The sequence below is a fragment of the Polyangium jinanense genome (assembly GCF_028435365.1).
Genome location: NZ_JAGTJJ010000001.1, coordinates 243,929 through 269,291, shown reverse-complemented (window position 1 = coordinate 269,291; position 25,363 = coordinate 243,929). Strand labels below are relative to the sequence as shown.

Genomic DNA, 25,363 nt, shown 5'->3' with positions numbered 1-25,363 from the left:
AACGAGCGCGGTTTTTCAGGCGAGGTTCTGCTCGGGATCGTTTCCCGGATCGTGATCACGCAGGTACCCGAGGTTCACCGCGTTCACGATCGCGTGCGCGAGCAGCGGCCCGACGAGCGAGCCCGTGGCCGCGAAGATCGCCCCGAGGATCAGGCCCACGACCGTCGCCCACCCCGTCCACACCCAGCGACTCGGCCCGCGCATCTGATGCAACAGGCCGAAGAGCACGCCCGATCCGATGACGCCGATCACCGGCGTGAGGAGCCCGCGAAAGAGGACCTCCTCGCCGAGGCTCGACAGACCCGCGAGAATGAAGATCTGTCCGACGGATAAATCTTTCGCGACCGGACGAAGTTCGCCGTGCAGCCTGCGCGCCCAACCGAACCGACCGACGGCGAAGCGCGTCGTGACCACGAGGATCGTGGCGAAGATGATCCCGGAGAGCGCGCTCGCGAGTGTCCCGACGGTCGACGTCAGGCCGAGCCACGGGTCCGGGTACAGCCAGGGCGCGCCGTCCCGCAGCGCGAGGGCGAGGGCTGTCGCGAGGCACGCGAGGAGTGCATAACCGGCGGCCACGCTCCACGCTGCAGCGCTCCGGCCCGTCCGGGTCCACCGTCCCCGCATGTCCCGCATGTTGGCACGTTCGCGCCTCGCCGTGAAGCCAGCCGAGCCGTCCTGACCGTGCGCCCGTCCGCATCCGCCTCGCCCGGAGCGTCGATCGGTGCGCTCTCCTCTGGCCGTGGGACCGGCCCCGGATTAGATGCGCCCATGATGCACGCGACCGTGTTCATCATACCGGCTCTGAAGGGCGCGAGGGCGACGCGCGGACGGATCGCTCGCGTGTCGCCATGACCGCCGGATCGGCCGAAGGTCGCTGCGTCGCCTGCGGCGTGGGCGTTCCCGCGGGCGCTGCGGTTTGTCCGCGCTGCGGAACCTCGCAACGCATGGAGGCCTGTCCGCACTGCGGCGCCACGGCGGGGGCCACGCGCGACGCGGAGTTCCGGTTCCGCTGCGACGTTTGTGGCGGCCCGCGCGTGCCTCTCGACACGAAGAAGATGCGGCGGAGCGGCAAGGAGGTCACGGCGCTCAAGCGCGCCGAGCTCGCGCGGAAGGGGCGCGCGAAGAACCGCGCGGCCGCGGTGTTCACGGGCGTCGCGCTCGCGGGCACGATCGGCATCCTCGCGATCTACGGGCTGCTCGGCGTCATCGGCGTGGTGAACCCGGGCCTCGGGTTTTTCCTCGCGAGTCTTTTGACGGCCGGCCCGCTCGCCGCGCTGATCGCCTGGTTCCTCGCGCGCTCGCGGGAGCAAGCCAAGGAGATCGTGCCCGCGCTCGACGAGGCGTGGCTCTCGGTGGCGGCGGACGTGGCCGCGCAGATCAAGGGACCCGTCACGGCGCGCGCGCTCACGGAGGCGCTCCCGATCGAGGAGCCGCAGGCCGAGGAGATGCTCGCGCTGCTCGAAGCGCACGAGATCATCCGCAACGACGGCAGTCTCACGCGGATGCGGATCGGCGCCTCCCCGGACAAACCCGACCTCGCGGCCGTCGAAGCAGAGGCCGAAGCCGAGGCGGAGGCCGAGGCGCGCGCGCCCGGCGTCACGCGCGAGAAAGTGTAATGCGCGAGCGCACGAAGCAGAACGAGCGGACGAAGCCCGGCGAGCGGACGAAGCCCATCGAGCGAAGAAGGCCTGGCGAGCGAACGAAGCCGAGGTCCAGCGAGCCGACGAAGCCGATGCCCAGCGAGCCGACGAAGCCCAACGTGCGGCGCGCGCTCTCCCACGTCGGTGGAGAGACCAACGTCGAGGGAGATTCTGCGCGTGGCGCGGCGCTCGTCCGAGCGCTCGACGTGCCTCCGTCCGAGGTCGCCGAGGAGGCCGCGCGCGCGCACGTGCACGGCTTCCACAGCTACCCGGCGCGCATGCATCCGGTCACTGCGCAGCGACTCGTCGAGTCCTTCTCGCGCCCCGGGAACGCCGTGCTCGATCCGTTCTGCGGCAGCGGCACGGTGCTCGTCGAAGCGCGCCTCGTGGGTCGCAAGGCGATCGGCGTCGACGCGAACCCGCTCGCCGTGCGCCTCGCCGCGCTGAAGCTCCGCGACACCACGGAGGCCGATCGCGCTGCGTTCGTTGAAGCGGCGCGCGCGGTCGCGCTTTTCGCGGACGAACGCCGCAAGGCGAAGAGCGGACCCACGCGGCGTTATGGCCCCGAGGATCTCGCCCTCTTCGATCGACACGTTCTTCTGGAGCTCGACGGCGTGCGCGCTGGGATCGATCGCATCGACGATCCCACCGTGCGCGGCGAGCTCGAGCTCGTGCTCTCGTCGATGCTCACGAAGCTCAGCCGCCGAACCTCCGACACCTCCGAGCGCGAGCTCGAACGACGCATCGCCTCCGGCTACGCCGCGCGCCTCTTCGTGCGCAAGGCCGAGGAGCTCATCGCGCGCCGCGCCGAGGTAGAAGCGCGCCTCGCCGCCGCGCCGCCCGCGCGTGTCCTCGAAGGCGACGCGCGCCGCCTCGACGGCATCAACGATCGCTCCGTCGATCTCGTCGTCACCTCGCCGCCGTACCCGGGCGTCTACGACTACCTCGCGCACCACGAGGCGCGCCTCCGCTGGCTGCGCCTTCGCCCCGAGCGCTTCGAGCGTGCCGAGATCGGCGCGCGTCGCCGCCTCGATCCCATGGGCCCAGACGAAGGCGTGGCCCGCTGGGAGCGCGAGATTGGCGACACCCTCGCCGCGCTCGGCCGCGTCATGCGTCCCGAGGGCGCTGCGATCCTCCTCCTCGCCGACAGCGTCGTCGCGGGCCGCCCCGTTTACTCCGTCGACGTGATCCGCCGCGTCGCGCCGCGCGCGCGCCTCCGCGTGGACACCGTCGCCTCGCAGCCGCGCCCACACTTCCACGCGCCCACGCGCAGCGCCTTCACCTCGCGCCCGCGACAGGAGCACGCGATCCTGCTCGTCCGCTCGTAGCGCCTGCGCCGCGTCGCCACGAACTGTCCTCGCTCGGTCCTCGTGTGGCAGGATGCTCGCGGCTTTCCCACGGAGACGTTCGAGATGCGCAGTGAAACGGTCGCGTTGGTCTTTGCGGTTTCTCTTTTGATGTTCGGCTGCAACAAGGGCCGCGAGGGCGAGGGGACCGCTGCCGAATCCGAGGGCGCGATCGGCGTCGCCGAGTGCGACGCGTACGTGAAGAAGATGGAGGCCTTCCTCGACAGTTTGCCCGAGGAGGCGCGCGCCGCGCGGGAGCCCGGCTTCAAGGCGATGCGCCAAGCGTGGCGTGACGCCGCGCAGGCGCCCGGCGGCAAGGAAGGGCTCGCCGCGACGTGCAAGGAGAACCTCGCGAACGTGCCCTCGAAGTAGCGCGCGCGTTCAGCCGAACGTGGGCACCTCGGCGGGGTAGTGCTCGCGGAGGAACGCGGCCCACGGCGGACGTCGCTCCACGTGGAACACGTCGCCCGCGAGGATCGACGTGATGAGCCTGCGGATCGTCGTCCGCTGGTTCGGCTCGAACAACGTCTCGCGGAACTGCCCTGCGTAGAAACTCTGCACGACGCCCAGGAACAGATCGACCGCGTACCGCACGTTCGCTTCGTACGAGGCGAACGCCGCGCGCGACACATCGCCCGTCGTGAGCGCGTGATCGATCGCCTCGGCCGCGAGCGAGGCGCCCTTGATGGCGAGGTGCGCACCCGTCGAGAACAGCGGATCGAGGAAGCCGCCCGCGTCGCCGACGAAGAGCCACCCATCACCGGCGAGCTGATCGATCCGATACGAGAAATCCGCCAGCGCGCCGACAGGCCGGAGTCGCGTCGCGCCGCTCAAGAGCTCGCTCGCCATCGGTGATCGCGCGAAGGTACGATCGTAAAACGATTCGAGCGTCTCGCCTTTTTGCTTCTGCCGCATCCACTCCGACGACACGACCACGCCCACGCTCGTCACGTCGCCGAGGAACGGGATGAACCAGAACCAGCCGTGCTCGAAGATCACGATCTGGATGTTCCCTTCGTCCTGTCCACTCGGCCGGAACGTGCCGCGGTAGTGCGAGAACAGCGCAGTCTTGTCGAGCCGCGCGATGTTCGCCTTCCGCCGCGTGCGTGAGGCCAGGAGCGTGTCGCGCCCCGTCGCGTCGACGACGACCGGCGCGAAGAGCTCCACCACCTCGGAAGGATTCAGGAGGTTTTTCGCGCGCACCCCGACGGCGCGGCTGCCTTCGAAGAGCACGTCCGTCGCCTCCCACTGCTCGCGCACCTCGGCGCCGAGCTTGCGCGCGTGTTCGAGCAGCACGTGATCGAACTCGGCGCGTGGCACCTGATAGGCGTACGTGAACTTCGGATCGAAGCTCTCCTCGAAGCGATACGTGCTCTCGCGCCTCGTCGTGCAGCAGAGGAACCGCGCGCCGTACTTGCGCAGAAACCTCCGATCGAGCTCCTCGTCCACGCCGAGCTCGGCGAAAACCTCGCGCGATCGCGGCAGGAGCGACTCGCCGATGTGAAACCGCGGGAACTTCTCCCGCTCGAGCACGAGCGCCCGCCGGCCGCGCCGCGCGAGGCTCGCGGCGAGCGTGGAACCACCGGGCCCGCCCCCGAGGATCAATGCATCCCACCCATGATTCGACATCGCCCCTGGATATCGCGGCCGCTCGGCCTCGCCAATGCCGAGGCAGCGGGTCGACGTCGCGCGCGCCTTCCGTTAGAGCTGCCTCGTGATCCGGGTGGAGTTCCTGGCGAACGATCTCGGCCCCGCCGCGGCCGTGGACGCCGAGCCTGGCGACGCGCTCGTCGACGTCAGCGACGCATGCCGCGCGCCCGTCTCGTTCTCGTGTCGCTCCGCGAGCTGCGGAACCTGCCTCGTCGAGGTCCTCGAAGGCGCCGCGCTCCTCGAACCCCCTTCGAGCGACGAGTCCGACGTGCTCGACGTCTTCGACGCGCCGCCTTCGCAGCGGCTCGCTTGCTCGGCGCGTCTCGTGGCTCGGGGGGAGGGGCTCGTGCGGCTTCGCTGGGCGGGGAGTGACGAATGATCGACGGTGCGGCGCGTCGTTCGCGTCTTCCTCAGTCGAAGACCCACGCGCCGCGCAGGCCTCGCGCGAGGCGCCACTCTTCTTCGCGCCGCGCGATCAGGGGCGCCAGCGTCCCGGCCGTGAACGCGAGCGTCAGGCCCGCGAGCACGTCGATGGCGTAGTGCCAGCGCAGGAACACCGTCGAGAAGATGATGTTCGCCGCGAAGAAGCCCGTCACGATCGCGGGCCAGAACCAGCGTCGATCCGTCTTCGCGTTGTGCAGCGCGTGCAGCGTGAACCACGTCGGCACGGCCGTGTGCAGCGAGGGGAAGATGTCCTTCATCGCGCTGCCGGCCTGCACCGTGTCCCAGACGCAGCCCCAGAAAAACCCGCCGTTGATCGGGCCCTTGAACTGCTGGGCCAGGTACTGGTGCGGGCCGTAGCCGGGCACCGCCATGTAGCCGAGTTGCCCGATGCCGAAGACGAGCAGCGTCCCGATCGCGAACGCCGTCGTCCGGCGACTCGGCTTCGTCAGCCACACGCTGACGATCATGTAGGTCGCGCCGATGAAGAAGTAGCTGAAGTAGAAAAACGAGAACCACTCGACCACGGGCCGCACGTTGAAGACCTCGAGCACGAGCGCTGGCTCGCGACCGAAGATCGCCTCGTCGATCCGGAGGAGCGTCCCGTCCACCGAATCCGGCCGCACCACGGGCAAGAGCCAGCGCAGCACGAGGTAGTTCTGGAGGAGCACGCCGACGATGCTCACGCGGTAGACGATCTTCCGGACGAGCGGCGGGATGCCGGGGATCACGCGGCCGATCAGCACGGCGCCGAGCACGACGCCGATGCAGAGCTCCGTCGTCCGCGCGCACGACACCTGATCGGCCGTGGCTTGCCGCTGCGCGAGCAGCAGCCGCACGACCGTCAGGTAGACGAGCAGGATGACGTCTTGCACGGTGAAGCTACCGAGCAGGAACTTGAGCCAACCGCCTTGCATGGCGGTGATCTGCGCGGGTGCTCCCTCGACGTGCTCTTCGGAGGCACGCATGTCCGACGGGCTCCAGAGTCCGTTTTGGTGCGTGGAGGTGCTCACTTGTTCTCTCCGCTTAGCCGAGATCCAGCGACGAACCGCGACGCCGCGGGAGATGACGCGGCGGAGTCTAGGGGGGAAGGCTCAGCAGGTCGAGGCTTCATCGCCATGGGTCGTGCGGCGGCCTCAAGCAAGATCGGCGCCCATCAAAGGTGCGCGAAACGTCGAGGTTTTGTCGAATTCGAGGGAACGACGTAGGGTGGAAAGGTCCTCGGCGCGTAGCTCGATGCGCTGTCGTCTCGCTCTCGGAAATTCTCTACGCACCGCCTTTCGCGTCCGCGCCCGCGTCGGTCGCCGGCGCGCCTTCCCCGATGAAGCGGAAGCATGCACCGGCCCGGCAAACGAGCCCTTCGCCGCACTCCGCGTCGCTCTGGCAGCCCGGCTCCTCGGGCGCGCCGAGCGTGCATGCGACGAGGCCGGTAGCGATCGGCGTGAAGGCGACGAGCAGGAGGAGGAGACGCCGCGCGCGCATGCGGAAATGCTCACCCGAGCGCTCGCCACGCTGCAAGCCGGCTCGTTCGTCGCGACGTCCGCTAGGATGCGGGGCATGCGCGTCGCCCGAGCGTCGCTCCTCGCGTCGTTCCTGTTCGTGGGCCTCGCTTGCGCGGCCGAGCAGAAGGGCTCCATCGGCGCGGTGCTTTCGCGGGACAACGACACAGGCGCGCTCTACGTGCGCGACCTGTCCCCGGGCCTTGCCGCCGAGCGCGCGGGCCTCTTGCCGGGTGACGAGCTCCTCATGATCGAGGGCCGCTACGTGCGCGACCTCGACGCCAAGGAGATTCGCGCGCTCCTGCGCGGCGACGTCGGCACGTCCGTGCGCCTCACCATCGTGCGCGGCGAAGAAGTCCGCCGGGTGCGCGTCGAGCGTCGCGCCCTGCTCGACCCGAAGAAGGAAGAGCGTCCGCGCACCGAGACGATCACCGAGTGAGAGGTTCGTCCTGCCGGGGTTCGCCCCGAACGCTCTGCACTCTTCTGCGTCACGGACTCGCGAGCTTGTGCACGTCCTCGTGATGTTTGTCGGCGTAGAACGAGAGCACGTCCACGGCGTCGCGGATCTCGCTCGGGTCGAGATGCTCGATCCGGTACTCGACGCTCAGGATGATGTCGCCGTCGTCGTCGACCGAGTACTTGGCGAGGTTGATCTCCCGGTTGAGCTTGAGCAGGCGCGTCATGACTGCCTCGGCCGTCTCCGGCTCCTCGGGCAAACGCGCGTAGGGGATCACCGCGAACGTCACGAAGAGTGGTTCGAGGTGCACGAACAGCGGAAAAATCCGGTCCTTGCTGCGGAAGCGGCTGCGCAGCGTGGCCTCGGAGAGCCGCTCGACCGGCCACTGTTGCGCCTCGAGGACGGCGCGGATCTCATCCAGGGTCATCGGGACGCTATCATCAGGGTTTTTCGCGATGCGGCAACGTGAATAACGTCATCGCAGCGACGTCCACTGTCCCGTGACGCCCTCTTCCTGGAACGCGACGCTCGATGCTGCGGTGCATCGTGCGTGCGTGCGGGGCGAGCCTGTCTGTTCGAGAGCGACAAGCTCCGGTATACGAACACGCGAAGGCCAGGAGCAACCCTCGAGACACGTCGCGTACGAGGGTCGGAAGAACCGAGACGGAGGCTTCTGATGATGCTGCGAAGAGCGATGGTGAAACTCCTCGGCGCCCTGACGGTCCTCGCGGGGATCGGCGCGTCGCAGGATGCAAGTGCGGCTGAAGTGATCAAGATCGGCACGCTTGCGCCGAAGGCGAGCCCCTGGGGGCAGGTGTTCAGTGTTTGGGAGAAGGCCGTCAAGGAGAAGAGCGGCGGCCGGCTCGAGCTGCAGTTCTTCTACAACGGTCAGCAAGGCGATGAAGGCGCGATGGTCGGCAAGATGAAGGCCGGCCAGCTCGACGGCGCCGCAGTCACGGCGGTTGGTCTCGGCAAGATTTACAAGCCAATCCTCGCGCTCCAGATGCCGGGCCTCTTCAGCTCGTGGGCGAAGCTCGACGCCGCGCGTGAAGCCATGCGGCCCGAGTTCGAGAAGGGCGCGGCGGACGCCGGCTTCAGCATCGTCGGCTGGGGCGACGTCGGACAGGCGCATCTCATGTCGAAGGGCGTCGCGATCCGAGCGCCCGAGGACTTCAAGGGCACGAAGCCCTACGTGTGGCGTGACGACGCGATGATGCCTGTGTTCTTCCAGGTCGTCGGTGGCACCACGCCGTTCCAGGCGAACATCCCGGAGGTCCTGCCGAACCTCAACACGGGCGCGATCAACGTGATCGTCGCGCCCGCGGTCGTGGCGGAGCAGCTCCAGTGGGCGTCGAAGCTCGACACCATCGTCGCGGACGCGTCCGGCTTCGCGGTCGGCGCGCTCGTCCTGACGAGCAAGAAGATCGACGCGCTGCCGGGCGATCTCAAGACCATCCTCCAGGACACGGGCAAGGTCGCCAGCGCGGCGCTCACGAAGCGCATCCGCAGCGAGGATGACGCCGCGTTCGGCCGCCTGAAGGGCAAGATGACGGTTGTCGAGCTGACGGCCGATCAGAAGGCCAAGTGGCAAGGCCTCTTCAAGCAGGTGCGCGGCCGTTTGGCGCAGGGCACGTTCCCGGCCGAGGTCGTCACCAAGCTCGAGGGGCTCGGCGGCTGACAGATTTCCAGAGACATTGCCCGCGTGCGCCGGGTCGCCTTTGAGAGGCCCGGCGCTTCGCTTTTGTCGTGTTCGGCGCGTTGACGGTGCATCGTCCACGGCGTATGCGTACGCCCCGTCCGTCCCAAGGAGCATCCATGCGCCGTTACCAGTTCACGTCCGAGTCCGTCACGGAAGGCCATCCCGACAAGATTTGCGATCAGATCTCCGACGCCATCCTCGACGGCATCCTCGCGCAGGATCCGACGGCGCGTGTCGCCTGCGAGACGATGGTCAAGACCGGCATGGCGATTGTGGCCGGCGAGATCACGACCTCTGCGTGGGTCGACATGCCCGTGGTCGTTCGCAGCACGATCAAGGACATCGGGTACACGGACTCGTCGATGGGCTTCGACTACGAGACGTGCGCGGTGCTCACGGCGATCGAGAAGCAGAGCCCGGACATCTCGCGCGGCGTGACGGAGGGCGAGGGCCTGTTCAAGGAGCAGGGAGCGGGTGACCAGGGCCTGATGTTCGGGTACGCGACGGACGAGACCCCCGAGCTCATGCCCGCGCCGATCTCGTTCTCGCACCGCATGGCGCGCAAGCTCGCCGAGGTCCGCAAGTCGAAGAAGGTCAACTGGCTCCGGCCGGACGGCAAGACGCAGGTGACGGTCGAGTACGAGAACGACGTCCCCGCGCGCATCGCCGCGGTCGTGCTCTCGACGCAGCACGGGCCCGACGTCAAGCACAAGGAGATCGTCGAGGCGATGCGCACGCTCGTCATCGACAAGGTCCTGCCGCAGAAGCTCATCGACAAGAACACGAAGTTCTACATCAACCCGACGGGCCGGTTCGTCATCGGCGGCCCCTACGGCGACGCGGGCCTCACGGGCCGCAAGATCATCGTCGACACGTACGGCGGCATGGGCCGGCACGGCGGCGGCGCCTTCAGCGGCAAGGACCCCACGAAGGTCGATCGCTCGGCTTGTTACTACGCGCGGTTCGTCGCGAAGAACGTCGTCGCGGCGAAGCTCGCGGCGCGTTGCGAGGTGCAGATCGCCTACGCGATCGGCGTCGCGCAGCCGGTCGGCGTCCACGTGAACACCTTCGGCACGGGCCGCGTCGCCGACGAGGTGCTCGAGAAGTACATCCTCGAGAACTTCGACATGCGGCCGAAGGCGATCATCGAGCAGCTCGACCTGCTCAAGCCCATCTACCGCAAGACCGCGGCGTACGGGCATTTCGGCCGGGACGAGTTCACCTGGGAGAAGACGGATCGCGCCGCGAAGATGGCCGACGATCTGCTCCGCCCGAGCGTGTCGGCCACGAACGGCTCCGCGCAGGCGAACGGCAGCGGCAAGAAAGATCAGAAGAAGCGCAAGAAGGCTTCCGCGGCCTCGCCCGAAGCGTGAGCACGCGCGCGCCTGCGCCACGTTCCCACCCCTCCCGCGTCCTTCCGACGCACTCTTCTCCAGCACCACGGTAGCGCCCCGAGCGCGTGACAGCATGCCGGCCGTTCGGCTAGGCTAGGCATGCTTGCGCTCGCCGTGTCCATCGATACGCGCGTCTTCCTTTCCCCGAGGTACCGCTCGCTCGACGTGGCCGATCCGGCAGGCCATGGGTCGACGACGGCGACCGTGAGTCCCCGAGGAATCCTTTTTCATCACGAGGGCGTCGTCATGAAGCGGTCGAGAACATCCACATGGTTCGGGCTCGTCGGGTTGTGCGTCGTCGCCGCGACGGCGGCGGGCGCATGCGCCGCGGGCGGCGGCAGCGGAAACATGGGGGGCAACGGGGGAGAGGCTGGATCCGGCGGCGCTGGCGGTGTGGGCGGCACCGCCGGCAACGGCCAGGGCGGCGACGTCCTCATCACGACGAGCAGCTCGTCGAGCGGCACCGGCGGCGCGGGCGGCGGCGCTTGTGATGAAGGCTTGCCCGACAAGGACAACGACGGCGACGGCTACACCGAGCTCGAAGGCGACTGCAATGACTGCGACAAATTCGTCAATCCGAGCGCGGTCGAGGTCATCGCCGAGGAGGACGAGAACGGCAACCTCCCCGAGCCTGCGGACGAGGACTGCGACGGCACGGTCGACGTCCTGCCGTCGGCTTGCGACAGCGGCCTCGCGCTCGCGAGCCTCGATCCCATCGACGCGGCCAAGGCGATCGGCGTCTGCAAGTTCCTGAAGAGCGCGAAGTGGGTGCTCTCGGACGGCAGCCCGCCGCCGGTGAACGAGACGCAGAAGGCGAACTTCCACCTCGGGCACGGCATCGTTGCGAAGCTCGGGACGAACAACAACCCGCAGGAGGGCAACTCGATGCTCTTCCTGTCGTCGGGCAAGGCGCGGGACAAGAGCGACGCGGACGCCACGTACCGCACGTTCGACAAGGGCTACACGAGCAACGCGCCCTTCGGCTTCCCGAAGGCGAGCCCTTCGTGCCCCAACGTGATCACGGGCCTCCCGCACGACGCGACGGGCCTCGAGATCGAGGTCGACGTCCCCTCGAACGCGCTCAGCGTCTCGTTCGACTTCCAGTTCTTCAGCTACGAGTGGCCGGACTTCTTGTGCCGCGAGTACAACGACTTCTTCATCGCCTACATGATCCCGTTCCCGATGGGGCAGAGCGACGGGAACATCGCGTTCGACATGCTCGGCGCGCCGATCAGCGTGAACAACAAGTTCTTCGAGGCGTGCGGTTGTCCGGGCAACCCCGTGGGGCCCACGGGCGAGTGCGTGGCGAGCACCTTCCCGTTCAAGTGCTCCCTCGAGACGAAGCAGCTCGTTGGCACCACCTTCGAGAAGGACGAAGCGAACGCCGGGTGGAGCCATGGCTCGACGGGGTGGCTGCGTACGACGACGGCGGTGACGCCTGGCAGCCCGATCCGGTTGCGCCTGGTCACCTACGACTCGACGGACGGGAAGGTCGACTCGTCTACGTTGATCGACAACTGGCGCTGGTCGGGCAAGCCCGGGACGACGGTGACCGAGGTCATCATCCCGAAGTGACGCGCCCGGACGTGTCCGGAGCGTCCTCGAACCTGTGTCGCTCCGGACGCGATCTCTCTTCACGCCCCGACGTGCATGGGTACACTTTCGAATGCGGTCCGCGCGCGGGGTGTACGGCTCTGTGTTCGCGTCCGGCTTGGCTTGTCCTCCGTGCGAGCGGGGATGGAGAAGGATCATGAAGCGTAGCCATCTTGTTCTGTTCGGTCTCGCCGCAGTTCTGGGCGTCGCTGCGGCAGGCTCCGCGGGTTGCCAGGCGACCGGCGGTCGTAGCGTCTTCGACAGCGACGGCGGGTCCGGTGGAGAGGACTCGAGCGGCAAGGGCGGCTCGGGGGCCACCGGGCAAGGTGGCGACGGCGGTTCGGACAGCGTGGGCGCGTTCGTCGGCCCCGGCGCGAGCGGCTCCGGCGGCGGCGGAGCGCAATGCAGCAACGATCAGAACGTCGACGACGACGGTGACGGGTTCTCGGAGGCGGCGGGCGACTGCAACGACTGCGACCCCAACGTCTCGCCGGGCTCGATCGAGGTCGCCACCAATCCGGACGATCCGATGGCGACGCCCGCGGACGAGGACTGCGACATGGTCGTCGACAACGTCGCGCCTGTGTCGTGCGACGACAACATCGCGCTCACGGATTCGAATCCGGAGAACGGCGCGCGCGCGCTCGACCTTTGCCAGTTCATCACGCCGGCCGACAAGAAGTGGGGCGTGCTCAGCGCGCAGTACGTGCGCGCGAACGGCAGCCCCGCCACGTACACGCAGCACATCGGCATCCAGAGCAACTTCGGGCCGAACGTGAACGTGCAGAAGGGCACGCGCATGCTCACGCTCTCCTCGGGCTACGCGCGCTTGCCGAACCAGCCTGGCGCTTGCGGCGGCCTGAGCTGCAGCCAGATCGGCGCCGGCACCGCGCCGGCGGGCTTCCCGCAGGACGTGCCGGGTTGCGCGGGCGAAACGGACATCAACGACGACGTCGGGCTCGAGCTGAAGATCCGGTCGCCGAAGAACGCGACGGGCTACAAGTTCAAGTTCAAGTTCTACTCGATGGAGTTCCCCGAGTACGTCTGCACGGCGTTCAACGATCAGTTCATCGCGCTCGTATCGCCGGCGCCGCAGGGCTCGATCAACGGCAACATCTCCTTCGACAAGAACACGAACCCCGTCAGCGTCAACATCGCGTACTTCGACGTCTGCGCGTACGACCCGATCTACCCGCAGTTCACCTGCCCGTCCGGTCCGGGCGAGATGGAGGGCACGGGCTTCGGCACGTGGGACGAGGCGGGCGGCACGTCGTGGCTGCAGACGCAGGCCCCGATCAAGGGTGGCGACGAGGTGACGATCCGCTGGGCCATCTGGGACACGGGCGACGACGCGTGGGATTCGACGGTGCTCGTCGACGGGTTCGAGTGGGTCGCGAACGGCGGCACGGTCGTCGTCGGCACGGATCCGATCGAAGATCCCAAGTGAGCTGAGCAGCTCGCTCCGAGGGAAAACGCCCTGTTCGCGCGGGGCGTTTTTCTTTTGTGGTCCTACGATCGATCCCGGCAGGCGAGGAGATCGGCCATCGTCGCGCCTTCGAGCGGGATCTCCGAGAGGCCCGCGTCTTCTCGTGCTGCGATGCGAGCGAGCGCCCAGCGCGGCGCGAGCACGTCTCCACCGAGCCAGGCGCGCCGCCCGCCTTCAGGCTCGACCGCGGCTTCGATCCAGCCGATCGGAACACGCACGGCCGGGCGAAGGATCAGGCCCTCGGGGACAGGATCGAGCGCGTGCTCGATCGGAGCGAACGGACGCGTATCGAGCTCCTCCGATGCGATCGTCATCGTTGCGCTCATCGGCTCGGCGCGTGTCCGCAAGCCTTCGAAGAGCGCGTGTGCAAACCGCTCGAGGTCGAGTGGCGCGTCGGTCGCGAGCTCGGCGAGCGAGGCGGGCTTCTTGCCGAGGAACCGATCGACCGCGCGTTCGCTCTCCGTCGTGATCTCTTCCGGCAGCGCGATTGCCGCCTCGTACCCGACGAACGCTTCCACGAGCACCGCGCCCGACGCCGCGACGTCGAACCCGAGCAGCACCGCCGGCCGACGACGCAGCGAGATCCATTCGCGTCCGAAGTAATGCGCGATGAACCCTGCGCGGGTAAACCCTCCGAGGAGCGGGCGCACGTTCCGGTTCAGCAGCGTCCGCGGCGTCGCGTCGGCGACCAGCGCCGCGACGTGCGGCAGCGCCAGTGTCACCACGAGGCCACGTCCGCCGAGCCAGGCAGCCGTCCCCGTCGTCGCGCGTCGCAAGATCGGGATGCCTCTCTGCGCGCACGCTGCGAGGTCCACGACGCGGCCTGCGCGTTGCGCCGCGCCGAGCACCACGGCCGATCCATCGATCAGGCTCAGCGCCACGTGCGCCGCCTGCGCTTGCTCGGCCCGCTCGAGAAGCGCGGGGCCGAGCGCGAGCGCTTCGGGGATCGCGCGCTTCTTCAGCTCGATCGCGTGCATTTTCGTCCTGCTCCGGTTGACAGCCTCCCGAGGCCCGCCTAAACCTTCCGTTAGGTAACCCTAACGCGTGCGTGAGGGTTGGAGTTTCGGATGCGGCCGGTTCGCCACCTACCTTTAGCGCGGGGTTTCGAGAGAGGTGTCCTTCCTCTCCCGGATGACGTTCGTGCGCATGGTGGTGTGCAGCGGGCCGAGGCGGGGCTCGTGCCGCCGGATCTCGACGACGATCGGGACGGGCACGGGGGCGAGCGCCTCCTTCAGGTCGGGGACATCGCGCGTGCCGTCGGCAAGACGGTGCGGGCGATTCACCATTATGAGGAGGTCGGTTTGCTTCGGCCGCACGCGCGGTCGAAGGGCCGGTATCGGCTCTACGATCGGGCGGCGGTCACGCGGGTCCGGTGGATCGGCAAGCTGCACGATCTCGGGCTCAGCCTCGCGCAGATCCAGGAGATCGTCGCGTTCTGGGAGAACGCGCCCTCGGCGCCCGAGGCGATGGCGCGGGTCCGATCGATCTACCTGCAGAAGCTCGAAGAGACGCGCGCGCAGATCGCGCGGCTCTCCTCGCTCCAGCGTGAGCTCGTGGCGAGCATCGACTACCTCGACACGTGCGACACGTGTGCTCCCGACGAGATCGTGGCCGCTTGCACGGACTGCAACGTGCACGATCGGACGCAGGCCGAGCCCGAGCTGGTGGCCGGAATTCACGGCGGAAACGGGCATTCCCGAGGTGGCGCGGACCGCTAGAGGGTGCTTCGAAGAGAGACGAAACCGATGTCGATCCAGATCCCGATTTACATGGACTACCACGCCACGACGCCGGTCGATCCGCGCGTCGTGGAGGCGATGCTCCCGTATTTCAACGCCCGGTTCGGCAACGCGGCCAGCCGGAGCCACGTCTTCGGGTGGACGGCGGAGGAGGCGGTCTCGCGCTCGCGGGAGATCCTGGCGAAGCTCGTGGGCGCGTCGAACCCGAAGGAAATCATCTTCACGTCGGGTGCGACCGAGAGCAACAACCTCGCGATCAAGGGCGTTGCCGAGCTCTACAAGGAGAAGGGCAACCACATCATCACCACGGTGATCGAGCACAAGGCCGTGCTCGACACGTGCAAGCGCCTGGAGAAGCAGGGCTACGAGGTGACGTACCTGCCCGTTGGCAAGGACGGGCTCGTGAGCCCGGACGACGTCGCGAAGGCGATCACGGACAAGACGATCCTCGTCTCCGTGATGCTCGCGAACAACGAGGTCGGCACGGTGCAGCCGATCGCGGAGATCGGCAAGATCACGCGCTCTCGCGGCGTCCTCTTCCACTCGGACGCGGTGCAGGGCGTGGGCAAGGTGCCGTTCGACGTCGAGGCGATGAACGTCGATCTCGCTTCGGTCACCGCGCACAAGATGTATGGGCCCAAAGGGGTTGGTGCGCTCTACGTGCGCCGGTCGAAGCCGCGCGTGCGCCTCGTCGCGCAGATGGACGGCGGCGGCCACGAGTACGGCATGCGCTCGGGCACGCTGAACGTGCCGGGCATCGTGGGTTTTGCCCGGGCCGCCGAGATCATGCTGGAGGAGGGACGCGCGGAGAGCGCGCGCATCCTCGCGCAGCGCGAAAAGCTCCGCCGGCGCATCACGAGCGAGCTCGACGAGGTCATCGTGAACGGTTCGCTCGAGCACAGGCTCCCGGGCAACCTCAACGTCTCGTTCGCGTTCGTCGAGGGCGAGGCCCTCATCATGGCGATCAAGGACGTGGCGGTCTCGAGCGGTTCGGCTTGCACGAGCGCGAGCCTCGAGCCCTCGTACGTCCTGCACGCGATGGGCATCGGCGACGACCTCGCCCACTCGTCGATTCGTTTTGGCCTCGGTCGTTTCACCACCGAGGAGGAGGTCGACTACGTAGCCGACCTCGTGATCCGCAAGGTAAACAAGCTCCGCGAGATGTCCCCGCTCTACGAGATGCACAAGGAAGGCATCGATCTCGCTTCCGTGCAGTGGGCCGCGCATTGATTTGAGGTAGGAGAGTTTCGAGCCATGGCATACAGCGAGAAAGTGATCGAGCACTACGAGAACCCGCGCAACGTGGGCACGCTCGACAAGAACGACGAACACGTCGGCACGGGGCTCGTCGGCGCGCCCGCTTGCGGCGACGTGATGCGTCTTCAGATCAAGGTGAGCGACTCCGGCGTCATCGAGGACGCGAAGTTCAAGACGTTCGGATGCGGCTCGGCGATCGCCTCTTCGTCCCTCGCTACGGAGTGGCTCAAGGGCAAGACGATCGACGAGGCCGAGCAGATCAAGAACAGCATGATCGCGGAGGAGCTCCACCTGCCGCCGGTGAAGATCCACTGCTCGGTGCTCGCCGAGGACGCGATCAAGAGCGCGATCGCCGACTTCCGGTCGAAGCAGGCGGCGAAGAAGGCCCTCGCGGGGCAGTGACGTCGCCTTCGGGACGGCGGACGGAGAACGTACGATGAACGCCAGCAGCGAAGTTTCGCAGGGCAACCAGACGGAGCAGCGGCCCGCGCCGACGGACGCGAAGAAGACGATCGGCGTGACCACGTCGGCGGTCGAGGCGATGCGGACGAACCTCGCCAAGCGGGGCACGCCCGACGCCGCGATCCGCGTCGGGATTCGCGGCGGCGGCTGCTCGGGTTTCTCGTACGTCATCGAGTTCGACGACGACGCCCCGCGCAAGGGCGACCTCGTCCTCGAGTTCCCCGAAGACGGCAAGAGCACGGTCCGCGTCTACTGCGACAAGAAGAGCATCCTTTACCTCGGCGGCTCGGTGCTCGACTGGGAGAAGACCCTGATGTTCCAGGGCTTCAAGTTCAAGAACCCCAAGGAAGCGAGCCGTTGCGGCTGCGGCCACTCCTTCACCGTCGGCTGAGCACGCGCCGCGCGCCGCGGCGCGCACGCTGCATTCCACCGCTCCTCTCACGATGATCGATCCCTTCCAGACGCTGGGCGTCGAGGCCCGCTTCGACCTCGATCCGGACGACCTCGCGCGCCGGCATCGTGACCTCTCGCGCGCGCTCCACCCCGATCGTTACGCGGGCGCGCCCGCGGCCGAGCGCCGTTTGTCCCTGTCGCGCGCGATCGAAGTGAACGACGCCTTCCGCGTGCTGAAGGACCCGATCCGCCGCGCCGAGGCGCTCCTTCGCCGCGCTGGCGTGCCCGTCGGAGAGACCGCCGAGCCCAAGCCGTCACCCGATCTCCTGATGGAGATGATGGAGCGTCGCGAAGAACTCGGCGATGCGCGGCGGCGGAAGGACCTTGCGGCTGTCCATGCGCTCGCGGATGCGATCCGCCTGCGTGAGCGCGAGGTGCTCGCATCGATGGGCCGCCAGTTTGCAGTTTCCGATCCGGACTCGACGAAGCTCGCGGCCGTCCTGCCCGAGCTCGGCGAGCTCCGTTATCTTCGGCGCTTCCTCGACGAGGCGAGCGCGATCGAGGAAGAGCTCTCTTCCTGATCCTGAAAGGCCCTCATGGAAACGATGGGGGCTCCCGGAACCCCCATGGCTCTACTCGAAATCTTCGACCCCAAGGCAGCCCCGAGGCCGATTGGCATCGACCTCGGCACCACGAACTCGCTCGTCGCGCGTGTCCGTGACGGCAAGCCCGTCGTCATCACCGACTGCAACGCGGAGAAGCTCGTCCCTTCGGTCGTGCACTACGACCCGCGCGGCCGCGTGATCGTCGGCGCCGACGCGCAGCGCCTCGCGGTCGATTTTCCGCGCGAGACCATCGTCAGCGTGAAGCGCTTCATGGGGCGCGGGGCCGACGATCCCGAGACGCGCCGGCTCGGCACGTACGAGTTCGTAGAGCCGAAGACGCCCGAGGAAGCGAAGAGCGTGCGGTTCAAGGTCCGCGATCGCTCGGTCACGCCTGTCGAGGTCTCGGCCGAGGTCCTCAAGGTTCTCCGTTCGCTTGCCGAGGACGAGTTGCGCTCCGTCGGCGGCGCCGTGATCACCGTGCCTGCGTACTTCGACGACGCGCAGCGGCAAGCGACGAAGGACGCGGGCAAGCTCGCGGGCCTCGACGTGTTGCGGCTCCTCAACGAGCCGACGGCGGCGGCGCTCGCGTACGGGCTCGAAAAGCAGAAGAACGGCCTGTTCGCCGTGTACGACCTCGGCGGCGGCACGTTCGACGTGACGATCCTCCTGCTCGACGACGGCGTCTTCCAGGTGCGCTCGACCGGCGGCGACAGCGCGCTCGGCGGCGACGACATGGATCGCGCGCTGGCCGAGCGTCTGCTCCAGGACCTCGGCGTTCCTGCGGACAATCGCCCGCGTGAGCTCGTGCGACTCGCGCTCGATACGGCGCGCAAGATCAAGCACGGGCTCACCGAGAACGATCGCGTCGAGGCCGAGATCGAGGTCCCGGGCGGCACGCGCAAGCTCGCCGTCACGCGTGACGAGTTCGAGGCGCTCATCAAACCCATCGTCGAGCGCACGGGCGTCGCTTGCCGGCGCGCGCTCCGCGACGCGGGCATCTCTGCCGACGAGCTCGACGGCGTCATCCTCGTTGGCGGCTCCACCCGCGTGCCGTACGTGCGGCAGTACGTGGAAAGACTCTTCGGCAAGCCGCCGCTCTGCGACCTCGATCCCGAGGAGGTCGTCGCGCTCGGCGCCGCGATCCAGGCCGACATCCTCGCAGGCACCAAAGAACGCGCCGACGAGGTCCTCCTGCTCGACGTCCTGCCGCTCTCGCTCGGCCTCGAGACCATGGGTGGCGTCGTCGAGAAGATCCTCCCGCGCAACACCACGATCCCGGCTGGCGCGCGACAAACCTTCACCACGTACGCGGACAACCAGACCGGCTTCGACCTGCACATCGTCCAGGGCGAGCGCGAGCTCGCGGTCGATTGCCGCTCTCTCGCTCGCTTTGTCCTCAAAGGAATCCCGCCCATGCCTGCGGGCCTCGCGCGGCTCGAAGTGACGTTCCGCGTGGACGCGGACGGCTTGCTCAGCGTGACCGCGAAGGAGCTCACGACGGGCGTCGAGCAAAAGGTGGAGGTCAAACCAAGTTACGGCCTCACGGACGAAGAGGTCGAGGCGATGCTCATGGCCGCGCTCGATCACGGCGAAGAGGACCTCGAAAAACGCCAGCTCATCGAGGCGCGCGTCGAGGCCGAGCGGGTCGTGCTCGCCACGCGAAAGGCCCTCGTCGCCGACGCCGATCTGCTCGAAGGCGACGAGGAGCGCGCGCGCATCGACGAGGCGCTCGCCGGGCTCGAAGAGGCCATCCGCGGCATGCGCGCGGCGATCATCCGCGGCCGCACCGAGGTCCTCGACGACGTCACGCACGGCTGGGCGGGCAGGCGCATGGATCGCGCGATCGCGCGGGCGATCGCGGGCAAGGACGTGACGGCGATCGAAAGCACCGTGGCGCAGGCGAGGGGCGTCGAGGCCCACCTCGCCGAGCATGCGGGGCATAACGCACCGGAAGGCGACGCCTCCGGGACGGGGAGCTGATGGCAAAGGTACGGTTTCTGGCGCACGGGTCGACGTACGACGTCGAGGTACCGATCGGGACTTCGCTCCTCGAAGCGGCGCGCAAGGTCGAGGCGCCCGAGGGCTCGGCGTGTGGCGGCGTGTGCGCGTGCTCGACGTGCCACGTCTACGTTTTGCGCGGCAAGGAGCTGCTCTCCGAGGCGGAGGAGGACGAGGAGGACATCCTCGACAAGGCCTTCGACGTGCGGCTGAACTCGCGGCTCGGTTGCCAGGCGAAGATCCATCGCGAGGGCGACATCGAGGCCGAGATCACGCGCGAGAGTCTCGACGCCTTCTACAACGAGCACCCGCAGTACCCGGACCCGCGCAAGGCGAAGAGCTAACGCTCGTGCCCGCCCGCGGGCTTCGGCTTCGCGTCGGGCAGGGCCGGGGCGCGCTTGGCTCGTTCGACGTTCGCGGCCACCTCGTGGGCGAGGTCGCGCGCCGCGTGCGCGAAGGCTTGCGCCGCCTCGCGCGCCGGCTTCGTGGAGAAGATCGCCACGACGTGTTGCGCCGACGTCTTGCCTCCGACGGGGACGAGGAAAAACGCGAGGGCCCCGAGCAGGAGCACCACCCCGTTGACCAGGCGCTTGACGAGATCACCGAGCACGCAAAGCCGACCGTAGCCCGTAGGGCCCCGAACCCCCCAATTTTCGGCCGCGATCCTCGCCAGGGAGTAAGCTCTTCCCGCGATCGCGGCCCGCTTGAACATCCGGGGGCACTCGCGCACCTTAGGCGGAGCCGGCCAGCTCGGCCGCTCCTCGACTTGCCACCGTGACGGACGCACCTCGAACCTCGACCCTGACGCCCAAGCCCGCTGCGGCCGTGGAGCGCGCGCCCGAGGGGGCCCTGAGCCCTGCCGTCGTCTGGCAGATGGTGCGCAAGTACTGGTCCACGGCGCTCGCGGCGGCGCTCGTGGTCTCGCTCGCGGCGACGTTCAATACGCTCGGCCAGGTCAAGATCTACCAGGCGCAGTCGACGATCCTCTTCGACCCGAACCCGCCGCGTCCCCTCGGCCAGAAGGTCGAGAACATCGTGGACCTCGGCGCGGGCAGCTTCTGGGACAACCGCGAGTATTACGAGACGCAATACAAGATCATCCAATCGATGAAGGTCGCGACGGCCGTCGTGAGCGAGCTCGGACTCCAGCACGATGGCAGCTTTCTCGGCAATCTCCCGCCGGGCACGCCCGCGCCGGATGCGAACGTGCCCGAGGAAATCGCGGCGGAGGTGCTTCGCGGCCGCGTCAAGGTCGACGCGATCAAGGAGAGCCGGCTCGCCGTGGTGAAGCTCGAGGACGCCGATCCACAGCGCGCCCAGCGCATTCTGAACGTCCTCGTCGATACCTACGTCCAGCAGAACCTCGACGACGCGGTGACCTCGACCGCGACGGCGGCCGATTGGCTGCGCAGCCAGCTCGACAAACTCAAGGTCGACCTCGAGTCGAGCGAAATGGCGCTGCACGAATACAAGGAGACGAAGAACATCCTCTCCGTCGCGATCGACGATCAGTCGAACATGCTGCGCGAGGAGATGAAGCAGCTCAATGACACGCTGACGTCGGTCCGTACGCGGAAAGAGGAGGTCCAGGCGCGGCGGGACGAGCTCGCGAAGGTGAAGGGGGAAAACCCCACGGATTTGCCGGCGAGCGAGCTTCTGGAGAGCCACGTCTTGATGGGCCTCCGGACCTCGTACGAGGAGGCGATTCGCACGCGCGACGGCCTGCTCGGCGAGGGCAAGGGGCGCAATTACCCCGACGTGAAGGAGGCCGACGCGCGGGCCGAGGCGGCGAAGAAGGCTTTGCTCGCCGAGGTGAAGAACATCCAGCGCGCCCTCGACAAAGACCTCGCCGTCCTGAAGCGCCAGGAGGCGGGGCTCTCGGGGCTCTTCGAGCGGGCGAAGAAGCAGGCCCTCGATTTGAATCTGCTCGAGATCGAGTACAACCGCCTCCGCCGCTCGAAAGAGAACAACGAAAAGCTTTATTCGCTCGTCCTCGAACGCACGAAGGAGAGCGATCTGGCGCGTGTGCTCCGCGTCAACAACATCCGCGTCCTCGATCGGCCGCTCGTCCCGCGCGCGCCCGTGCGGCCGCAGGTCACGCGCAGCATCGCGATCGGCGTGTTTTTGGGCGTCCTCCTCGGCATTGCGACGGCGCTCGCCCGGGGGCTGCTCGATCGCAGCTTGAAGACGCCCGACGAGGTCGAAAAAGACCTCGGCTTGCCGTTCCTCGGCCTTTTGCCCGAGATCGACGAAAATGGGGCCCGCCCCGGTTCGTATTCGCCGCGGCGGCAGCGCGGCAAGCCCGTGCGCGTGGCGAATTCCGAGCTCATCGTGCACGAGCAGCCGACGAGTGGCATCGCCGAGGCGGCGCGCACCATCCGGACGAACCTGCTCTTCATGGCCCCGGACAAACCCTACCGCACCCTGCTCGTCACGAGCGCGGGGCCTTCGGAGGGCAAGACCACGGTGGCCACGTGCATCGCGATCGTCATGGCGCAGGCGGGGCAGAAGGTCGCGCTCATCGATTGTGATCTGCGCCGGCCGCGCGTGCACCGCGTCTTCCGGAAGACCTCCGAGGTCGGCGTGACGACGGCGATGCTCGAGGATTCGCTCGACGAGGCCGTGCTCGACACGGACGTGCCGAATCTGTGGGTGATTCCCGCCGGCCCGATTCCGCCGAATCCAGCGGAATTGCTCCATAGCGAGAAGTTCAAGAAGTTCCTCGACGACGTGAAGAAGCGCTTCGACCGGGTGATCATCGACAGCCCGCCGATCGTGCCGGTCACGGACGCGGCCGTGCTCTCCACGCTGGTCGACGGCACGGTGCTCGTCGTGCGCGCGTTCAAGACGACGAAGGATCTCGCGCGGCACGCGGTGCGCGCATTGCAGGACATCGGCGCGACGAAGGCGGGCGCGGTGCTCAACGCCGTGAACTTCAACCGCCACGAATACAAGTATCGATATTATTATTACCGCCGCGAAGGGTATTACGAGGGCGACGAGGCGGCGGCGGCGCGGCCCGCGCGGAAGGCGGCGGCACGGGCAAAAGCGGCCGAGGACGAGCACGGCGCAGGGAGCGCTCCGCCGGCTTGAATCGATCGGCATCCGCGTCCCGCGGCGCTCTCCTCGTCGCGGCGGCCTTCTGCGCGACCAAGCTCCTCCTCTGCCCCCTGCGCAGCGGCGATTGGCTTTCCCGACCTCTCGGCGACGACGCATTTTATTACCTGACCATCGCGCGGAACATCGGTGAGGGGCAGGGGATCACGTACGACGGCGCCCCGACGAACGGCTTTCAACCACTCCAGATGGTGGTGTGTGTCGTGGTCGGTCTTCTCACGGGCTTCGACCTGCGGCTCGCGCCGATGGCGCTCGTCCTCTTCAATCTGGCCGTGTTTCACCTGCTCGGGACGTGGCTCCTCGTGCGCCTCGTGTCGCGCTTCGTGCCCTTGACCCTGCCGCTCGCGGCTTCGCTCGCCGTTCTCTGGAATGCTTCAGGCGCGGGACTCTCGAGTTATACGGGGCTAGAGACGCCCCTCGCGCTTTGCGGCTGGCTCTGGGTCCTCACGGCCCTTCACGATTACCACGCGGGCCCGTCCCTGCGCGCCGCGGGCTCACTCGGCGTGGCCGGGGGTTTTGCGTTTCTGGCGCGGAACGACATCGCCGTCCTCTGCGGCCTGGCCGTGCTTTCCATGGTGTTTCCGCGCATGCTCGGCGCCGCCTCGGCGGGAACTCCGCTCGGAGCGCGGGCGCGGTTCGCGTCGATCGCGGGCGCCGTCATGGCGATCCTCGCCTCGCCATGGCTCCTCCGAAACCTCGTCTTTTTCGGCTCACCCATGCCGCAGAGCGGGGCCGCCGAGGCCGTGGGCAGCCTGTACGACGCCGGTCGAATGGCGCAATGGCACGCCGTCGCCGTGTCCGCCGTCGTCAATCTGGCCGTCGCGATCATCCCCGTCGATTCGCTCGTGTGGCTCGGGCACGTCATGATCCTCCTCGGCGTCCCCCTCGCTCTCGCGGGCCTCGTGCTTCTGTGGCGCATCGAGCTTCGTGCTTCCACCGTGCTCCGTTGCGCCGCGGCGGCCTCGCTCGTCCTCGTTCTCGTCTACGGAACCGCGTTTGGCGCGGCGCACATGGTCCGGCGGTGGCTCGCGCCGCTCGTGGTGGTCGGGATCCTCGGGGCGACCGCGTTTGCGGCCTCGAAGCGCCCGCGCGCCCTCCACGCCTTCGCGGCCGCCGTCGGTTTGCTTTACGTGGCGAAGCTCGGCATCGAGGCGCGGCGCATTTCGAGCGGCGGCGGGAGCTTCCGCACGAATACCGTGGATCTCGCCGCGTTCATCGCGCGTCAGCCGGCGGGGACGCGGATCGGCGCGCTGCAAAGCGGGCTCCCGGGGTGGGTGCGTCCCGGCGTCACGAATCTCGACGGCAAGATGGATCGACGCGTCCTCGCGGCCATTCGGGCAGGAAACTTCCCCGCGTGGCTCGCCGCCTCGGACCTGGATATCGCCGTGGATCACGGTTTCTTCGGGCGGGACCTCGATCCCGCTGTCCTCGCCCAGTTCGACCGGTGCGTCGCGCCGCACGGCCTCATCGTGCTCCGCCGGCGAAGCAAGGACGTGGCCGCCTTGGATCCCTGCGCTGCCGCGGATCCTCGATAGCGGCGAACCGTCAGAACATGTCCATGTCCGCGTCGCGGTACTCCCACGCGTGATACGGCGAGAGATCCGCGTTCGTCGTCGCGATCCCCACGATGGGCGTCGAGGAGCGCCTCGATAGAAAACCCAGCGTCGCGAGCGCGCTCCCGATCCGGGCCGAGCGGGCGATCGTATAGACCTGCTCGAGGGAACGGCGGCGGGCTTCCATCGCGCAGGCCGCAAAAAGCGCTCGAAGCGCGCCGCGGCTCCGCGGGTCGACGAGGAAATCGCCGACGTGCAAGCGCGGCGGCTCGCTCGGGATGGGGAGGCGCGCCGCTGCCCAGCCGCGGAGCACGCCACGCTCGTCGCGTATCCGCACCTCGATGTATTCGCGCCGCGGACGGGACAGGCGCCAGCGGACGTATGCATGCGGGCGTTCGAGCATGCAATCGGAGGCGGCGAGCACCCTCGCCATGAAGCCTTCCCATTCGTGCCCGCCGGCCGGTCCGATCTCGTGCTGGTAGCGCCCGAGGCGCAGCGGCAGCATTCGATCGAACGCGGCGCCCGCGCATTCCGCAACGAAGACGCCGGGCCTGCCGAACCGCGCGCCGAGCGGGCCGAAGGACACCGGACGAGCGGATCGGTCCACGTGGAACATCGCCGAGAAGCCGAGGCGGCCCAGATAAATCCGCAGCGCGGTTTCGTTGGGCCAGCCGAAGACGGCTTCGTAGCCCCGTGCGCCCGCAACCTCGACGAGGTACCGGATCAACCGCTGGAAGAGCCCCTTGCCGCGGTAGTCGGGATGCGTGAACGCGCTGCTCAGGATCGCGGCCGAGACACGCCGCCCGTTCACGCGAAGGTGCTGCGCCGCGAAACCCACGTAACCGACGAGTTTGTCGCCGTCGAACGCGCCCGAGAGCAGCCCCTCGTGCGTGGGGTTCTGGAAGAACCACCAGTCCATGAAATCGGCGTCGAATTCCTCCGGCCGCACGCCGTGGAGCAGCGCGAAGGACGCGACGTGATCCCTGACCTCGTCACGCGCGATTGCACGAACCAAAAGCTCCGTCATGGGCTCC

26 protein-coding genes are annotated in these 25,363 nt (G+C 68.1%); 18 read left to right on the top strand and 8 right to left on the bottom strand.

Going from position 1 to position 25,363, the window contains the following annotated elements; translation table 11 throughout:
- Positions 1–15: 15 nt before the first annotated feature.
- Positions 16–624: a CPBP family intramembrane glutamic endopeptidase gene (locus KEG57_RS01055; RefSeq protein ID WP_272418530.1), complete on the bottom strand. Its 609-nt coding sequence runs from the start codon at positions 622–624 to the stop codon at positions 16–18.
- A gap of 224 nt (positions 625–848) precedes the next feature.
- Between KEG57_RS01055 and KEG57_RS01050 the strand changes: the two genes are divergently transcribed.
- The 3 genes from KEG57_RS01050 (at position 849) to KEG57_RS01040 (ending at position 3,358) form a co-directional block, all read left to right on the top strand.
- Positions 849–1,616, top strand: coding sequence for a zinc ribbon domain-containing protein (locus tag KEG57_RS01050; protein ID WP_272418531.1), 768 nt, complete (start codon positions 849–851; stop codon positions 1,614–1,616).
- Positions 1,616–2,968: a DNA methyltransferase gene (locus KEG57_RS01045; protein WP_272418532.1), complete on the top strand. Its 1,353-nt coding sequence runs from the start codon at positions 1,616–1,618 to the stop codon at positions 2,966–2,968. Before KEG57_RS01050 ends, KEG57_RS01045 begins: the two co-directional genes overlap by 1 nt.
- Before the next feature lie 84 nt (positions 2,969–3,052).
- On the top strand, positions 3,053–3,358 hold the full coding sequence (locus KEG57_RS01040) for a hypothetical protein (RefSeq protein WP_272418533.1): 306 nt from the start codon (positions 3,053–3,055) through the stop codon (positions 3,356–3,358).
- Positions 3,359–3,367: 9 nt separating this feature from the next.
- Here the strand turns inward: KEG57_RS01040 and KEG57_RS01035 are convergent, their stop codons facing one another.
- On the bottom strand, positions 3,368–4,615 hold the full coding sequence (locus tag KEG57_RS01035) for an NAD(P)/FAD-dependent oxidoreductase (RefSeq protein ID WP_272418534.1): 1,248 nt from the start codon (positions 4,613–4,615) through the stop codon (positions 3,368–3,370).
- A gap of 85 nt (positions 4,616–4,700) precedes the next feature.
- Here KEG57_RS01035 and KEG57_RS01030 point away from each other — a divergent pair, with 85 nt between their 5' ends.
- Positions 4,701–5,015, top strand: coding sequence for a 2Fe-2S iron-sulfur cluster-binding protein (locus KEG57_RS01030; RefSeq protein WP_272418535.1), 315 nt, complete (start codon positions 4,701–4,703; stop codon positions 5,013–5,015).
- Between the two features lie 31 nt (positions 5,016–5,046).
- Here KEG57_RS01030 and KEG57_RS01025 read toward each other — a convergent pair whose 3' ends face one another.
- A complete protein-coding gene (locus KEG57_RS01025) occupies positions 5,047–6,045 on the bottom strand; it encodes a phosphatase PAP2 family protein (RefSeq protein WP_272418536.1) in 999 nt (332 codons plus the stop codon).
- A gap of 298 nt (positions 6,046–6,343) precedes the next feature.
- A complete protein-coding gene (locus KEG57_RS01020) occupies positions 6,344–6,559 on the bottom strand; it encodes a hypothetical protein (RefSeq protein ID WP_272418537.1) in 216 nt (71 codons plus the stop codon).
- Positions 6,560–6,634: 75 nt separating this feature from the next.
- Between KEG57_RS01020 and KEG57_RS01015 the strand changes: the two genes are divergently transcribed.
- Positions 6,635–7,015 carry a PDZ domain-containing protein gene (locus tag KEG57_RS01015; RefSeq protein ID WP_272418538.1) on the top strand — a complete coding sequence of 127 codons (381 nt, stop codon included), beginning with the start codon at positions 6,635–6,637 and terminating at the stop codon, positions 7,013–7,015.
- A 49-nt stretch (positions 7,016–7,064) separates the two neighbouring features.
- Here the strand turns inward: KEG57_RS01015 and KEG57_RS01010 are convergent, their stop codons facing one another.
- Positions 7,065–7,460, bottom strand: a complete 396-nt coding sequence (locus tag KEG57_RS01010; RefSeq protein ID WP_272418539.1) for a YbjN domain-containing protein — start codon at positions 7,458–7,460, stop codon at positions 7,065–7,067.
- Between the two features lie 249 nt (positions 7,461–7,709).
- Here KEG57_RS01010 and dctP point away from each other — a divergent pair, with 249 nt between their 5' ends.
- From dctP to KEG57_RS00990, 4 genes are all read left to right on the top strand, one after another.
- Positions 7,710–8,711, top strand: coding sequence for a TRAP transporter substrate-binding protein DctP (gene dctP, locus KEG57_RS01005; RefSeq protein ID WP_272418540.1), 1,002 nt, complete (start codon positions 7,710–7,712; stop codon positions 8,709–8,711).
- 137 nt (positions 8,712–8,848) lie between these two features.
- Positions 8,849–10,105 carry a methionine adenosyltransferase gene (gene metK / locus KEG57_RS01000; protein WP_272458010.1) on the top strand — a complete coding sequence of 419 codons (1,257 nt, stop codon included), beginning with the start codon at positions 8,849–8,851 and terminating at the stop codon, positions 10,103–10,105.
- Positions 10,106–10,372: 267 nt separating this feature from the next.
- The gene (locus KEG57_RS00995) at positions 10,373–11,701 is read left to right on the top strand and encodes a choice-of-anchor L domain-containing protein (RefSeq protein WP_272458009.1); all 1,329 of its coding nucleotides are present in this window, start codon (positions 10,373–10,375) and stop codon (positions 11,699–11,701) included.
- Between the two features lie 175 nt (positions 11,702–11,876).
- Positions 11,877–13,166, top strand: a complete 1,290-nt coding sequence (locus KEG57_RS00990) for a choice-of-anchor L domain-containing protein (RefSeq protein ID WP_272458008.1) — start codon at positions 11,877–11,879, stop codon at positions 13,164–13,166.
- Positions 13,167–13,228: 62 nt separating this feature from the next.
- Here KEG57_RS00990 and KEG57_RS00985 read toward each other — a convergent pair whose 3' ends face one another.
- The gene (locus KEG57_RS00985; RefSeq protein ID WP_272418544.1) at positions 13,229–14,182 is read right to left on the bottom strand and encodes a lipoyl protein ligase domain-containing protein; all 954 of its coding nucleotides are present in this window, start codon (positions 14,180–14,182) and stop codon (positions 13,229–13,231) included.
- A gap of 177 nt (positions 14,183–14,359) precedes the next feature.
- Between KEG57_RS00985 and KEG57_RS00980 the strand changes: the two genes are divergently transcribed.
- Genes KEG57_RS00980 through KEG57_RS00950 form a run of 7 tightly spaced genes read left to right on the top strand, consistent with a single transcriptional unit; the run spans position 14,360 to position 20,003 of the window.
- Positions 14,360–14,923 (top strand): MerR family transcriptional regulator, encoded by a 564-nt coding sequence (locus KEG57_RS00980; protein ID WP_272418546.1) that lies wholly within the window; start codon positions 14,360–14,362, stop codon positions 14,921–14,923.
- Positions 14,924–14,950: 27 nt separating this feature from the next.
- A complete protein-coding gene (locus tag KEG57_RS00975) occupies positions 14,951–16,174 on the top strand; it encodes an IscS subfamily cysteine desulfurase (protein ID WP_276072245.1) in 1,224 nt (407 codons plus the stop codon).
- A gap of 24 nt (positions 16,175–16,198) precedes the next feature.
- Positions 16,199–16,603 (top strand): Fe-S cluster assembly scaffold IscU, encoded by a 405-nt coding sequence (iscU, locus tag KEG57_RS00970; RefSeq protein ID WP_272418547.1) that lies wholly within the window; start codon positions 16,199–16,201, stop codon positions 16,601–16,603.
- Positions 16,604–16,637: 34 nt separating this feature from the next.
- Positions 16,638–17,054: a HesB/IscA family protein gene (locus tag KEG57_RS00965; protein WP_272418548.1), complete on the top strand. Its 417-nt coding sequence runs from the start codon at positions 16,638–16,640 to the stop codon at positions 17,052–17,054.
- A 52-nt stretch (positions 17,055–17,106) separates the two neighbouring features.
- Positions 17,107–17,637, top strand: a complete 531-nt coding sequence (gene hscB / locus KEG57_RS00960) for a Fe-S protein assembly co-chaperone HscB (protein WP_272418549.1) — start codon at positions 17,107–17,109, stop codon at positions 17,635–17,637.
- A gap of 45 nt (positions 17,638–17,682) precedes the next feature.
- The gene (gene hscA / locus KEG57_RS00955) at positions 17,683–19,641 is read left to right on the top strand and encodes a Fe-S protein assembly chaperone HscA (protein WP_272458006.1); all 1,959 of its coding nucleotides are present in this window, start codon (positions 17,683–17,685) and stop codon (positions 19,639–19,641) included.
- Positions 19,641–20,003, top strand: coding sequence for a 2Fe-2S iron-sulfur cluster-binding protein (locus tag KEG57_RS00950; protein WP_272418551.1), 363 nt, complete (start codon positions 19,641–19,643; stop codon positions 20,001–20,003). The genes hscA and KEG57_RS00950 overlap by 1 nt, the downstream gene beginning before the upstream one ends.
- On the opposite strand, the gene KEG57_RS00945 is transcribed toward KEG57_RS00950, so the two are convergent.
- Positions 20,000–20,269, bottom strand: coding sequence for a hypothetical protein (locus KEG57_RS00945; protein ID WP_272418552.1), 270 nt, complete (start codon positions 20,267–20,269; stop codon positions 20,000–20,002). The two genes, KEG57_RS00950 and KEG57_RS00945, sit on opposite strands and share 4 nt — an antisense overlap.
- 164 nt (positions 20,270–20,433) lie before the next feature.
- Here KEG57_RS00945 and KEG57_RS00940 point away from each other — a divergent pair, with 164 nt between their 5' ends.
- Together KEG57_RS00940 and KEG57_RS00935 are read left to right on the top strand one after the other, a co-directional pair.
- Positions 20,434–22,752 (top strand): GumC family protein, encoded by a 2,319-nt coding sequence (locus KEG57_RS00940; RefSeq protein ID WP_272418553.1) that lies wholly within the window; start codon positions 20,434–20,436, stop codon positions 22,750–22,752.
- Complete coding sequence (locus KEG57_RS00935; protein WP_272458005.1) at positions 22,749–24,311, top strand: hypothetical protein; 1,563 nt, start codon at positions 22,749–22,751, stop codon at positions 24,309–24,311. The genes KEG57_RS00940 and KEG57_RS00935 overlap by 4 nt, the downstream gene beginning before the upstream one ends.
- 10 nt (positions 24,312–24,321) lie before the next feature.
- On the opposite strand, the gene KEG57_RS00930 is transcribed toward KEG57_RS00935, so the two are convergent.
- The gene (locus KEG57_RS00930) at positions 24,322–25,356 is read right to left on the bottom strand and encodes a GNAT family N-acetyltransferase (RefSeq protein WP_272458003.1); all 1,035 of its coding nucleotides are present in this window, start codon (positions 25,354–25,356) and stop codon (positions 24,322–24,324) included.
- Between the last annotated feature and the right edge of the window lie 7 nt (positions 25,357–25,363).